13 protein-coding genes are annotated in these 13399 nt (G+C 33.9%); 3 read left to right on the forward strand and 10 right to left on the reverse strand.

What is annotated here, in order from left to right; all coding sequences use genetic code 11:
• Positions 1-88 precede the first annotated feature (88 nt).
• Positions 89-586 carry a hypothetical protein gene (locus tag BD847_RS11880; protein ID WP_115888497.1) on the forward strand — a complete coding sequence of 166 codons (498 nt, stop codon included), beginning with the start codon at positions 89-91 and terminating at the stop codon, positions 584-586.
• A 159-nt stretch (positions 587-745) separates the two neighbouring features.
• Here the strand turns inward: BD847_RS11880 and BD847_RS11885 are convergent, their stop codons facing one another.
• The 7 genes from BD847_RS11885 to BD847_RS11915 all read right to left on the reverse strand — a co-directional run bounded on the left by BD847_RS11885 (position 746) and on the right by BD847_RS11915 (position 7727).
• Positions 746-1168 carry a protease complex subunit PrcB family protein gene (locus BD847_RS11885; RefSeq protein ID WP_115888498.1) on the reverse strand — a complete coding sequence of 141 codons (423 nt, stop codon included), beginning with the start codon at positions 1166-1168 and terminating at the stop codon, positions 746-748.
• A gap of 23 nt (positions 1169-1191) precedes the next feature.
• Entirely contained in the window at positions 1192-2328 is a 1137-nt protein-coding gene (bshA, locus tag BD847_RS11890; protein WP_115888499.1) for an N-acetyl-alpha-D-glucosaminyl L-malate synthase BshA, read from the reverse strand.
• Between the two features lie 406 nt (positions 2329-2734).
• Positions 2735-3217 carry a hypothetical protein gene (locus BD847_RS11895; RefSeq protein WP_031455874.1) on the reverse strand — a complete coding sequence of 161 codons (483 nt, stop codon included), beginning with the start codon at positions 3215-3217 and terminating at the stop codon, positions 2735-2737.
• A gap of 101 nt (positions 3218-3318) precedes the next feature.
• Positions 3319-4110: a (Fe-S)-binding protein gene (locus tag BD847_RS11900; RefSeq protein WP_056203005.1), complete on the reverse strand. Its 792-nt coding sequence runs from the start codon at positions 4108-4110 to the stop codon at positions 3319-3321.
• A gap of 129 nt (positions 4111-4239) precedes the next feature.
• The gene (locus BD847_RS11905) at positions 4240-5577 is read right to left on the reverse strand and encodes a (Fe-S)-binding protein (RefSeq protein WP_115888500.1); all 1338 of its coding nucleotides are present in this window, start codon (positions 5575-5577) and stop codon (positions 4240-4242) included.
• A gap of 6 nt (positions 5578-5583) precedes the next feature.
• Entirely contained in the window at positions 5584-6549 is a 966-nt protein-coding gene (locus BD847_RS11910; RefSeq protein WP_115888501.1) for an MlaD family protein, read from the reverse strand.
• 50 nt (positions 6550-6599) lie between these two features.
• Positions 6600-7727, reverse strand: coding sequence for an N-acetylmuramoyl-L-alanine amidase family protein (locus BD847_RS11915; protein WP_115888502.1), 1128 nt, complete (start codon positions 7725-7727; stop codon positions 6600-6602).
• An 82-nt stretch (positions 7728-7809) separates the two neighbouring features.
• On the opposite strand from BD847_RS11915, the gene BD847_RS11920 reads away from it, so the two are divergent.
• Positions 7810-10551 (forward strand): putative LPS assembly protein LptD, encoded by a 2742-nt coding sequence (locus tag BD847_RS11920; protein WP_167443857.1) that lies wholly within the window; start codon positions 7810-7812, stop codon positions 10549-10551.
• 28 nt (positions 10552-10579) lie between these two features.
• Entirely contained in the window at positions 10580-10960 is a 381-nt protein-coding gene (locus tag BD847_RS11925; RefSeq protein WP_073485158.1) for a RidA family protein, read from the forward strand.
• Here BD847_RS11925 and BD847_RS11930 read toward each other — a convergent pair.
• From BD847_RS11930 to gap, 3 genes are all read right to left on the reverse strand, one after another.
• Positions 10941-11315, reverse strand: a complete 375-nt coding sequence (locus BD847_RS11930) for a methylglyoxal synthase (protein WP_115889008.1) — start codon at positions 11313-11315, stop codon at positions 10941-10943. The genes BD847_RS11925 and BD847_RS11930 overlap by 20 nt on opposite strands.
• Positions 11316-11325: 10 nt before the next feature.
• Positions 11326-12177, reverse strand: a complete 852-nt coding sequence (locus BD847_RS11935) for an N-acetylglucosamine kinase (RefSeq protein WP_115888504.1) — start codon at positions 12175-12177, stop codon at positions 11326-11328.
• A 137-nt stretch (positions 12178-12314) separates the two neighbouring features.
• Positions 12315-13319, reverse strand: a complete 1005-nt coding sequence (gene gap, locus BD847_RS11940; protein WP_012026555.1) for a type I glyceraldehyde-3-phosphate dehydrogenase — start codon at positions 13317-13319, stop codon at positions 12315-12317.
• Between the last annotated feature and the right edge of the window lie 80 nt (positions 13320-13399).

Raw genomic sequence — 13399 nt, forward strand, 5'->3', positions numbered from 1 at the left:
ATGTGAATTATATAACAATTTTCAAAAATCTTATACGTTCTCTAGAGGACTGTAATTATACATTTGAAAAATAAATTTAACCATTTTTATGAAAAAAATCATTTTATCTGCCATCATGCTATTCGGACTAGCATTTACGGCTCAATCGCAAGACATAGCAAAAAACGCCCTAGGATTACGCTTAGGAGACAATAACGGATTTGGAGGAGAAGTATCTTACCAAAGAGGTTTAAACCAGAAAAATAGATTAGAATTTGATTTAGGCTGGAGAAACAGCAGCGATGTTGACGCAATCAAAGGTGTTGCTTTGTACCAATGGGTTTGGAACATCGATGGAGGTTTTAACTGGTACGCTGGTGTTGGTGGTGGTATTGCTGCCTGGGACCATGATTATTACAACAATAATGTAAAATATAACGACAGTGGAACATACGTTTTTGCTGCAGGAGATATCGGAATCGAATATGGCTTCAAAGAAGTGCCAATTCTTTTATCATTAGATGCAAGACCTGAAATTGGTTCTGGATACTATGACGATGACAACTTTGGATTTGATGTTGGTTTAGGAATCAAATTCAAGTTCTAAATAAATAAGAATAAAAAATAATTGTAAAAGAAAACCTGTCGTTTTAATTGCGACAGGTTTTTTTATGATTAAAATTTAGAAAAAAGAGTTCAATATGCAAAAAAATCAAACTGATATTAAACTTTTAACTTTGCACTTTGCATTTGCACTTTGCACTTTTTACTTAATAATTATCTCCTTTTTAGAATGGATTTTAACCACAGTATAAGGATATGAAATTACCTGCATGACCATCGCATCTGGAGCAGGACTATTTTCCTTAACCGTAATAATAATATTTTTATCCGTTTCTTCTACTTTCTCAACACCAATAGAATATCCACTTGTGTTTTTCTCGCCCATATTCAAAATAACATAATTCGAATTACTAATATCCGTTTGCTTCATTTTATCTGCTAAAAGTGGGTCATTCTCAAGCATTTTGATTTCGTTAGGCTCTGTCAGAATTTCAAAAAATTTGATATTTCCACCTCCATTCGACTGCTCTGTCAAAACTTCGTATAAAGCCGTTGAGCCCGAAGTCTTCTTCGCTCCACAAGAAATCAAAACAAAAACTGCTAGAACTGCAATTATCTTTTTCATGCATTAAATTTTAAATTAATGTTTTAATCTTTATAATCGTCAATAGCTTTTTGATATAAAGCTTCGTACTTCGGAAGAATATTTTTAATATCGAATTTCTTAGCCACTTCCAGCGCATTCTTTTTAAATTCACTCAAAGTTGCATCATCTTTCAAAATTTTAATCGCATTTGCAGCCATTTCATCAACATTTCCAACATTGCTCAAATAACCCGAAACTCCATCAAAATTAACCTCCGGCAAACCACCCGAATTACTAGAAATTACCGGAACCCCAAGTGCCATCGCTTCTAAAGCCGCCAAACCAAAACTTTCAGTTTCCGATGGAAGTAAAAATAAATCGGTCATGCATAAAATCTTATCAATCTCGTTGCTGTTTCCAAAGAAAATTACTTTGTCGTAAATCCCTAATTCCATACATAGAACTTCAGCTTTTTCTTTCTCAGGACCATCTCCCACCATCATTAATTTGGCAGGCATTTCTTTCTGAATATTATAGAATATCTTAATAATATCCGGAATACGTTTTACCTTTCTAAAATTACTGATATGCGTAATAATTCGCTCATTTTCCTTCGCCATTACATAACGATGACAAGGTGCATCAGGATCTTTCTTCACTTTATCCAATTCGATAAAATTCGGAATCACCTTAATTTTATTTTTAATTTTAAACAACTTCAAGGTATCGTCTTTCAAACTCTGCGAAACCGAAGTCACATAATCTGATTTATTAATGCTAAAAGTCACCGCAGGTTTATAAAAAGGATGATTTCCAACCAGCGTAATATCTGTACCGTGAAGCGTCGTAATCATTGGCAGATTAATTCCTTCGTTTTTCAGCATTTGCTTCGCCATATAACCCGCATAAGCGTGTGGAATAGCATAATGCACATGAAGCACTTCAATCTTGTACAATTTCACCATATCAACCAATTTACTTGACAAAGCCAATTCATAAGGCTGATAATGAAAAAGAGGATATTCAGGAACGTTTACTTCGTGATAATGAACATTAGGATTCAAAAGCGCCAACCTAACCGGCTGACTATAAGTTATAAAATGTATTTCGTGTCCTCGTCTGGCTAATTCAAGACCTAACTCAGTGGCTACTACCCCACTACCGCCAAACGTCGGATAACAAACTATTGCTATTTTCATGTATTAGATTTAATTCTACGAAAATACTCAAAAATAGCGTTTAATTAAGCTTTTAAATTGTTAGATTTTTGACAAAATAAGATTAATTCTAATTAATATATTAATTTCTTGAAGCAGAACATCTTCAATCAAAAGACCACCCGTCCCGCTGTCCGCTATATCTTTTATGGCGAACCCCGCCATAAAAGGATACCACTTCCATCGGGGCTAGACTAGATGTTTTTGTTTTCATAAGTCATCTGTATCAACAACTTTATCAATGTTAAATCAAATCAAAGTTTTTCATTCCGAGAAACTAGGAATGAAAAACTTTGGCGAAACTCGAAACGTTAAACCTGAAACAATAAAACAAAAAAAAGGCACAAAACTAAGTTTAATGCCTTTCAAATAATATTATAAATTCTTCTTAGAAAAATCTGCTATGCCAGCTATCGGCAGCAGGAACTTCCCAAGATTCATTAAATTCTTCGATGTTATTTACAAGATTATTAAAAACAATCGTATTCTCAGAAACCGATTTATCTTTAACCATCTTTTTAAAATCAATTAACGGTTTGTGAGCGATGTGTTCACCAAGTTTAAAAGTAACATTCATTTTATCAAGCAAATCGACATTGTACTTTTTCTCCAAACCTTGAATAAATTCCACAGAGCTATCAATAGAACAGCCTGTAGCAGCCTGAACATCCTGATTTACAGCTAGTATAATAAAACGGTTGTATTTCAGCAAAAACGAAGCCTCAAGACTTGTTCCGTGAGCCGCCCATTCTTCTACAAAAGCTTTCAAATCAGTTTCGATTTCAGAAAACTCTTCCTCAGAAAATTTTCTGTTCGATTGGTAAATCCAAACTCTAGATTCACCAGGTAAATTTTCAAAAGGTATATACATTTTTAAAATTTTGTTTATTTTGTTTGTTTTGTTTCAGGTTTCAAGTTACAGGTTAAAACCTTTGTCCCTTTGAACCTTTGTTACTTTGCCCCTTAAAAACACTAAAGATCTTGCGCATTTGCAATTAATTCAGCTATATCAAGCACTTTTACTTGTCCTTCTTTTTCCTGATGTTTAATACCATCTGTTAACATAGTATTACAGAAAGGACATCCAGCAGCAATAATATCTGGCTGTACCTCTAAAGCATCTTCAGTACGCAAAACATTCACTTCCTTATTTCCTGGTTCAGCATCTTTAAACATTTGTGCTCCACCAGCGCCACAGCACAAACCGTTTGCTTTAGAACGCTTCATTTCAACTAATTCAACATCAAGTTTCTGAATTAAATCTCTAGGCGCTTCGTAAACTTTGTTTGCTCTTCCTAAATAACAAGGATCGTGAAAAGTGATTTTCTTTCCTTTAAACTGACCACCTTCAACAGTCAATCTTCCATCATCAATTAATGACTTCAAAAACTCTGTATGGTGAATAACTTCATAGTTTCCACCTAATTCAGGATATTCATTTTTTAAAGTATTAAAACAATGCGGACAAGCCGTAACAATCTTCTTTGCTTCGTATGCATTCAAAACCTCGATATTCATCATGGCCTGCATTTGAAACAAAAATTCGTTTCCGGCACGTTTTGCAGGATCTCCAGTACAGCTCTCTTCAGTACCTAAAACCGCAAATGAAACATTCGTACGATTTAAAATACGCACAAATGCTTTTGTAATTTTTTTTGCTCTATCATCAAAACTTCCTGCGCAACCTACCCAAAATAAAACTTCTGGCTGTGTTCCTTGGGCTAGCATTTCAGCCATTGTTGGCACTACTAAACTTTCTGACATCTTCTTTTGTTGTTAAATCGGTTAATCGTTTACTTGGTTAATCGCACTCGTTGCTATTACCTACTAAAAACCTAAATATTTTTTATTCAAATCGCTTAAACGGTTAAACAAATAACCAATTAAACTATATTAATTTTCGTTTTTCCAATTCAAACGATCTTGTTGGCTATATTGCCAAGGTGCACCGTTGTTTTCAATATTAGTCATCATTGCATTCAGTGACATTGGCGCAGCACTTTGCTCCATCACTAAATAGCGACGCATATCCATGATAATAGAAAGCGGACTAATATTTACCGGACATTCTTCTACACATGCATTACATGACGTACAAGCCCATAATTCCTCAGGTGTAATATAATCGTTTAATAATGTTTTATTATCCGGAACAAAAACACCTTTGTTAGCATCAATATTTTTTCCCACTTCTGTCAAACGATCTCTCGTGTCCATCATAATTTTACGAGGAGACAATTTTTTTCCTGTTTGATTTGCCGGGCATGATGATGTACAACGTCCACATTCTGTACACGTATAAGCATTTAAAAGCTGTACCCAGTTTAAATCTTGAACATCACTTGCTCCAAATTTAGCCGGAGCTGCATTTTCATCAACAGGCGCCGCAGCAAAAGGATCGGCATTTGGATCCATCATTAATTTCACTTCTTTTGTTACTGAAGCTAAATTATCGAACTGACCTTCTGGTTTCAAGTTTGCAAAATACGTATTCGGGAAAGCCAAAAGAATATGCAAATGTTTTGAGAAGTACAAATAGTTCATAAAAACTAAAATACCTACAATATGCAACCACCAGAATACTTCGAACAAAAGCCCAACCAATTCATTTGACGTACCATTAAAAATAGGCGCAATAAACTGACTTATTGGATAACTTCCTGCTTTATGAAAATGTGAGTATCCACCTGGAACATTTTGCAAATGAAAATCAGAGGCATTCATTAATAAGAACAAGATCATCAAAACAGTTTCGAAATACAAAATGTAATTCGCATCGCTTTTTGGAAATCCTGTTAAATCAGAATGTATAAAACGTTTTAATCTGATGAAATTTCTTCTGATCCAGAAAACTGTAACTGCAAAAATCACAAGTATTGCCAGTATCTCAAAAGACGCAATCAGAACATCATAAACAACTCCTAAATAAGGAGCAAAAATTCTATGCGTTCCAAAAAGACCATCAATAATGATCTCTAGTAATTCAATATTAATAATAATAAAACCTACATATACAAAAATATGAAGGATTCCGGCAACAGGGCGTCTCACCATTTTTGATTGTCCAAGGGCAATCAATGCCATGTTTTTCCAGCGAGCTTTAGGGTTATCTTTTCGATCTACATCAACTCCTAAATTAATGTTTCGCATGATTTTTTTTACGCTCGCTGCAAAAAAACCGAAACCAACTATAAGAAGTATGGCGAATAAAATATTATCTAAATAACTCATGTATAATTATTTTTTATCTGTTGAGTTTGTTTCTTCTGTTGGTGCTACATATGGTTTGTTTTTCTTTCCAAAAAGAGAAACATTCACATAACGAGTTGGATAAAGACGTACGTCTTGAAGCAATAACTCAAGCTCTTTTGAAGTTTTTGCTAAATTATTATACAATGCATCATCATTTAATAATTTTCCAGCCGTGCCTTTTCCTGAATTTAGGTTCGCCATTAAACCATCCACTTTAGCCAAAGTTTGGTTTAAACTACGTACTGTTTTACCTAAATCAGCTTTGTTTAAAGAATCTGATATCTTATTAAAATTACCAGACATCTTGTTCAAATTCGATACAGCACTGTTTATTTGACCTTTATTCGTATCTAAAATTGAATTCAAACTTCCTGAAGCTCTATGAAATTGCTCCATTGTCTGACTTAATTCGGCAATAGTTTTCTTTAAATTTTCTTGCGTATTTTTATCTAAAGTATTGTTTAATCCCGTAACAAGATTATCAATATTGACAAGCATTTTATCAAGTTTCTGCTGAATCGGTTCGATTTTCCCTCCTAAAGATTCCGTTAACCCCAACTCCACTGTTCCTGTCAACGTTTGTCCGTCTACGACCGGATCTTTATCAATAAGATTAGGTATGATCTTGATTTGTTTTCCGCCAATTAAACTTGGAGAATACAAAGCTGCCGTACTGGTTTTAGAGATTGGAAAATCTGTTTTCAACTGAAGTTCTACCAATAATTTACCGGTTGTTTCATTAATAGTGATCTTATTTACTTTACCAACTGCAAGTCCGTTTATGGTAACAGGCGCTGAAGATGCCAAATCTTCAACATTATCGTATTCTACAAATAATGTCTTATAATTTGTAAAAAGGTCTCTGCCTTTTAAAAAACTGTAGCCCCAAATAAATAATAAAATTGACGCGATGACTAAAATAGCCGTTTTAATTTCTCTTGTTAGTTTCAAAATTCTTAGTGTTTGTACAAAATTAATATAAATATTCGAACTTGTAGCTATTATTTGGTAGCGTCTTGAATACTGATTTTCTCGCCATCTTTTGTAGCAGTCAAAAATGCAGCTCCATACCCTTTACTCTTAGCTTCTTGCAAATATTTTTTTGCAGCTTCGTAATCGGATGTTTCCTCATAGAAATATTTATAGATATTATTTTCGTAAAGCATGGTAACATTTTTAAGTCCTTTGAAGTTTTTAGGCTCTAATGGTGTTTTTTTGATACTTGCAATAAGCTGAACTTTATAAAAAGTACCTTTCACTGCATTTTTTGCTGCTGGTGTCGGCTCAGTTACTTTTGCTTTTTTAGGCGTTGAAGTATCTTTTACCGGTCTAACATCTGCCATTTCAGGAATACCTGAACCAAAATATTCGCTTTTATAACTTAAAATAGCCTCTGCGATAGCTTTTGCAATATCATTTTGTCCTTCTTCCGAATTCAAAATATTTCCTTCAGTAGGATTCGATACAAAACCAGTTTCTACCAAAACTCTTGGCATATAAGCTTTATGAAGTACCATAAACGGCGCCTGTTTCACACCGCCATGTCTCAGTTTTTTTCCTAGTCTATCAAAATTATCTTCAATTTTAGTTGCCAACGAAATACTGTTATCCAAATATTCTTCCTGCATTAATGTCATTCCAATCATAGATTCAGGAGAATTTGGATCATAACCTTCATATTTACGTTTATAATCTTTTTCTAATGTAATAACCGAGTTCTCTTTTTTCGCCGCCTCAAGATTCGATGCAACTTTACTCAAACCCATTACATAGGTTTCTGTACCGTCGGCCGCTGTATTTTTGTTTGCATTACAGTGAATCGAAACAAAAATATTAGAATTTGCTCTGTTTGCTATGTTCGCTCTCTCGACCAAATCAATAAAAACATCTGTTTTACGAGTATAAATCACATCAACATTTGGCGCTGCTTCCAATATTTTTCCAACTTTAAGCACAATTGCTAAGGCAATATTTTTTTCAATTCGGCCACTATAAACGGCACCAAAGTCATGATCACCATGTCCCGCATCGAGTGTTACCTTAAAAACATTTGCCTGACTGTAAGCACAAAACGAAATTATAGTTAGAAAAAAACTAAATAATAGCCTAGTTTTGTTAAATATATTCATAAATCTAAAAGTTAATTTTAATAATATGCAAGTGTTATAATTTTTGCAATTGATTATTTTTGCCAAAAAATTATATGTAAGTTTGACATGTCAAAAAACAAGCCATACTTTTACAAAAATAGCATTTAAACCTTTGCACACAAACTTATTTAATATCGTTTTAGTATCATTTTTCCTAACACTAGGATGTGGTAAAGTATATTCGCAGGAGATAAAAACCCCAAAAAAGCCGTTACCCGCTGTAAAACAAACAGATAAACCTTCTGCTCCTAAAATTGATACCGTAAAACAAAAAGACAATACTACAGCCGTAAAAGTTGATACGGTAAAAATTGACAGCATAAAACCAAAAAAAGCTTTTCTTGACGGAAAAGTAAAATACAAAGCAAAAGATTACGCAAAAATTGATCAGAAGAGAAAACTGATTACCTTATATAATGAAGCGGAACTATATTATAAAGATGTAGAATTAAAATCCGGTATCATTGTTTTAGATTATGCCAAAGACGAAGTTTATGCAGGAAGAATAAAAGATTCGACTGGTACTTTAATTCAATACCCAAATTTTAAGCAAGGAGCAAGCGAGGTACAACCAGACTCTATCCGCTTTAATTTTAAAACAAAAAAAGCTTTAATTTTTAATTCCAGAACCGAACAAGGAGAATTCAAAATAAAAGCTGCAGTTACTAAAAAAGAAAACGATTCAGTTTACTTTTTGAGAGGCGCCCGCTTTACAACTTCTACAGATGTCGACAATCCTGAATATTATTTCCAAACCAACAAAGTAAAATTTGTTCCCGGAAAAAAAGTAGTAACAGGTCTTACTAATATGGTTATTGCCGACGTTCCAACTCCTCTAGCTTTACCATTTGCTTATTTTCCTATGAGTGAAGAAAAAAGTGTTTCAGGTATCATTATACCTAGTTATAACGATTCAAATACCAGAGGATTCTCTTTGCAGAACGGAGGATACTATTTTGCGTTAAGCGACAATTACGACTTAACCGTATTGGCAGATTATTACACAAACGGAAGTTATGCCATGCGCTTTGAATCGGCGTACGCTCAAAGATATAAGTATCGGGGAAATATCAATATTCGTTTCGAGAACTTAATCAGCAGCGAAAGAGGATATCCTGATTATTCGAAACAAAAAATTTACAACATTCAGTGGTCACACTCAAAAGACACTAAATCAAATCCAAACTCTACCTTTTCTGCTTCGGTCAACATGGGTAGTAGTAAATACTTCAAACAGTCTATTAATCAGGCCAACGTTGGTTCTAACCTGAATAATACTTTAAGTTCATCTATCTCATATAATAAGACTTTCAATACGGTTCCTCAGGCGAGAATCTCGTTAACCGCGACACATTCTCAAAATACACAAACTGAAGTAATTAATATGACACTACCATCGCTTCAAGCGAGTATTGACCGTGTTTACCCTTTTGTTGGAAAAGACGGAATCAAAAAAGGTTTTATCAAAAACATCAACCTTCAATACAATCTAAGCGGTAAAAATAGTTTTGTAACAACTGATTCCTTGTTCTTTAAACCTCAAATGTTTAAAGATGCACAAATTGGTATGCAACACAGTATTCCGTTGAGTACCAACTTTAAATTATTCAAATATTTTAGTGCGGGAGCCTCTACAAATTATCAGGAAACCTGGGTTACTAAAACTATTAACAAAAGCTACGACGAAAACACAAATAAGGTACAAACAACTACGGTTAATGGTTTTGACGCTTTTAGAACCTATAATTTCAGCACCAATTTAGGAACGACGATTTATGGTACTTTTAATTTTGGTGAGGATAAAAAAATTCAGTCAATCCGTCACGTCATGCGTCCTTCTGTAACGTATGCTTATACCCCAAGTTTTGAAAAATACTATAATACTTATGCAGTTGACGCTTCAGGGCGTATAACAACAGAATACACACGTTTTGAAGGTGGAATTTACGGTGCGCCAGGAAAAGAAAACTCTAACATAGTTGGATTTTCATTAAGCAATACTTTCGAAGCCAAAGTAAGAGACAGCGACAGTACAAAAACAGAACCTAAAAAAATAATGCTGTTAAATAACCTGAATTTTAGCACCAGTTATAATTTCAATGCTGATGGAAAACAAATTCAGGCATGGCAACCATTACTTGTAAGTGGTGGAACACAGTTTTTTGATAATAAAATGAATGTGAATTTTGGTGCCGTTTTGGATCCCTATGCGATTGATAATTCAGGTGCAAAAATGGACAAATTTAATATTGATAATGGCGGAAGTTTATTTAGAATGACCAGTGCCAACGTTACTTTAAATTACTCTTTCAGCAACAAAGGAACCAAAGAACAGAAAAACACCCAAAGTCAGCGAAACGGAGGACGAAGTGATGACTTATTTGGTACCAATACTGACTTGACAGACAGTCGAAATAGTCAGTTTGCTAATGAAAAAGAAGACGACAAAGATGTTATAACAGAATTCTTCAACTCTAAACTACCATGGGATATGACAATGGCATACTCCCTAACCTACTCTAACGTTAATAGAGAAAACAAAATTACCGGAAACTCCATTATGATATCCGCAAATATGGACATTACTCCAAAATGGAAAGGCGGGGTTTCTACAGGATATGATTTTGTACAAAAAGGAGTTACCTTTACTCAATTCCGTTTTGAAAGAGATTTATTAAGCTGGAGAATGGCTTTTAACTGGCAGCCAATGGGAACCAATTCTAACTGGAATTTCTTCATTGGAATTAAATCTGGTGTCTTAAGTGATATCAAATGGAACAAACGAAGCGTTTCAAACCGATAAACTATTTTTGAATCAAAATACTTTCATTATGAAAAAAATCATCTTTACCGAAAAAGCTCCGGCTCCTATCGGTCCATACAATCAGGCTGTTTTATCAGGAAATACACTTTATGCTTCAGGGCAAATTGCTATAAATCCAGCATCAGGCGAACTTGTTACTGACAATATCAACGACGAAACAAAACAAGTAATGGAAAATATTGCTGCTATTCTGGAAGCTGCGAATATGACATTTGAGAACGTTGTAAAAGCTACGATTTTCATTATGGACATGAACAACTTTGGCGCTATAAATACGATTTACGGATCTTATTTTAACGAAAAAACCGCTCCAGCACGTGAAACGGTTCAGGTGGCATGTTTGCCAAAAAATGTAAATGTTGAAATCTCTATAATTGCAGTGCAATAGCATCTAATAATAATTGTGCCGTTGCTTCATTCGTGGCCAGCGGCACATTATGTACATCGCAAACACGAATCAACATATTAATATCAGCTTCATGAGGATGGCTTGATAAAGGATCCTTAAAAAAGAAAACCATTTTAGTTATTCCCTCAGCAACTCTACCTGCAATTTGAGCATCACCTCCCAAAGGTCCAGAAAGCATTCTTTGCGTCTTAAATCCCGCCGCTTCAGCTTTTCCACCCGTTGTTCCGGTACCAATTAATTTGATTTTTTCATTATGAAGAACATCAGCATTTTTAATTAAAAAATCAATTAAATCTGCTTTTTTACCATCATGTGCAATAATTGCAATTTCCATAAAACCAGAACTATTGATTAGCAACATGGTAAGCAATTAATCCGTCAATTGGTCTTCTTAAAACATTCCCTAACTTAAGTTCATATTTATCGAAAGTCTCTTGTAATTCATCTTTTAAATAAAATGCAATAGATCCAACGAAATGAACCGGTACTTCTTTGCAGTTATCAAACTGTTTGATGTAGTTTTTAACGAAAGACTTCATTCCTTTGAAAATAATTTTTCTGCAGAATTCAGTATCTTTATGTTTAATTAAAAACTTTGCAAAAGTTGCCAAATAAGCATTTGGGTTTGCTTCTTTGTATAATTTGTTTTTAATAAAATCAGGATCTACGTCGTATTCTTTTTCAAATTCAACCGCCAATTCCTTAGGCATTTTATTAAAATAGTATTTTCTGATTAATTCTTTTCCAAAAACATTTCCGCTACAATCATCCATAAGAATATACCCTAATGATTGTACTTTTTGATGCAATACTTTTCCATCAAAATAACTGCAGTTAGATCCTGTTCCTAAAATAGAAACAATTGCTTCTTCTCCTTTTGGAGTTGTTGCATAAACAGCCGCATAAGTATCTTCCTGAACATCAATAATAGCATTTGTAAAATAATCCTGAAAGATCAATTTTAACGCCTTTTTCATTCTGTCAGTTCCACAACCAGCTCCGTAAAAGAACAAATGTGTTGCTTCTTTTTTATTTTGTAAAATATCAAAACGGTCATTTAATCTTTCGATAATTTCAGGGCCATCAAGAATTTCAGGGTTTAGCCCTAAAGTTTGTGTGGTAAACAATACTTTTCCATTATCATCAATTGCAATCCAATCGGCTTTAGTAGATCCACTGTCAACTATTAATTTCATTTTTTTTTATTTTAGTTTTTGGATGAGTTTTTCTTCATTTAAAATAAAAAGTGTGTTTTTTACATTAATTAAAGACGAAACAAAATAAGAAAATCCCGTTACTCTGAAATAACGGGATTTTGCAAAAATATATAATATTATTTTAAACCTGCAATATGTACAGACAAATCAATTAATTTACTTGAGTATCCGTACTCATTATCATACCAAGATACTAATTTAAAGAAAGTTGAATTTAAACCGATACCTGCACCAGCATCAACGATAGAAGTTCTTTTATCAGAGATAAAATCCTGAGAAACAACTGCATCTTCAGTATATCCTAAAATACCTTTCATTTCGTTTTCAGAAGCTTTTTTCAATACAGCTAAGATTTCTTCGTAAGTAGTTTCTTTAGCAACTTTAACAGTTAAATCTACAACAGAAACGTCAGCAGTAGGTACACGGAAAGACATTCCAGTTAATTTTCCATTCAAAGAAGGAATAACTTTTCCAACCGCTTTTGCAGCACCTGTTGAAGAAGGAATGATATTGATAGCAGCAGCACGTCCACCTCTCCAGTCTTTTCTAGAAGGTCCGTCAGCTGTCATTTGAGTTGAAGTAGTTGCGTGAACTGTAGTCATTAAACCTTCAACGATTTCGAAATTATCGTGAATAACTTTAGCCAATGGAGCTAAACAGTTTGTAGTACAAGAAGCGTTAGAAACTACTAAATCAGAAGCTTTTGCAGTTTCGTGGTTAACACCCATTACAAACATTGGAGCATCAGCAGATGGAGCAGAAATAATTACTTTTTTAGCTCCTCCTTTTAAGTGCTCACTTGCAGTTTCGATAGTTGTGAAGATACCTGTACATTCAGCAACAACATCAACATCTACTTCGTTCCATTTTAAGTCAGCTGGATTTCTTTCAGCTGTGATACGGATATTTCTTCCGTTTACATATAATTTTCCTTCTTTAACTTCAACAGTTCCGTTAAAACGACCGTGAACTGAATCATATTTTAATAAGTAAGCTAAGTGATCTACGTCTAATAAATCATTGATTGCTACAACCTCTACATTATCTCTATTGAAAGACTCTCTAAAAACGATTCTTCCGATACGTCCAAATCCGTTTATTCCTAATTTTACTTTTGACATTTTACTAAATTTTTGCTTTTGTTTTTATTACACTAATTCAAAGTCTAATTTCCTCACAATAAACTTCTTTTCTTTTTAAA

The sequence above is a fragment of the Flavobacterium cutihirudinis genome, from assembly GCF_003385895.1.
GTDB lineage: Bacteria > Bacteroidota > Bacteroidia > Flavobacteriales > Flavobacteriaceae > Flavobacterium > Flavobacterium cutihirudinis.

Coding starts and splice junctions, on each gene's coding strand:
- BD847_RS11925 (WP_073485158.1), top strand. CDS start 10,580: ATGAAAAAAATCATCTTTACCGAAAAAGCTCCGGCTCCTATCGGTCCA.
- bshA (WP_115888499.1), bottom strand. CDS start 2,328: ATGAAAATAGCAATAGTTTGTTATCCGACGTTTGGCGGTAGTGGGGTA.
- BD847_RS11935 (WP_115888504.1), bottom strand. CDS start 12,177: ATGAAATTAATAGTTGACAGTGGATCTACTAAAGCCGATTGGATTGCA.
- BD847_RS11915 (WP_115888502.1), bottom strand. CDS start 7,727: ATGAATATATTTAACAAAACTAGGCTATTATTTAGTTTTTTTCTAACT.
- BD847_RS11900 (WP_056203005.1), bottom strand. CDS start 4,110: ATGTCAGAAAGTTTAGTAGTGCCAACAATGGCTGAAATGCTAGCCCAA.
- BD847_RS11885 (WP_115888498.1), bottom strand. CDS start 1,168: ATGAAAAAGATAATTGCAGTTCTAGCAGTTTTTGTTTTGATTTCTTGT.
- BD847_RS11880 (WP_115888497.1), top strand. CDS start 89: ATGAAAAAAATCATTTTATCTGCCATCATGCTATTCGGACTAGCATTT.
- BD847_RS11895 (WP_031455874.1), bottom strand. CDS start 3,217: ATGTATATACCTTTTGAAAATTTACCTGGTGAATCTAGAGTTTGGATT.
- BD847_RS11905 (WP_115888500.1), bottom strand. CDS start 5,577: ATGAGTTATTTAGATAATATTTTATTCGCCATACTTCTTATAGTTGGT.
- BD847_RS11930 (WP_115889008.1), bottom strand. CDS start 11,315: ATGGAAATTGCAATTATTGCACATGATGGTAAAAAAGCAGATTTAATT.
- gap (WP_012026555.1), bottom strand. CDS start 13,319: ATGTCAAAAGTAAAATTAGGAATAAACGGATTTGGACGTATCGGAAGA.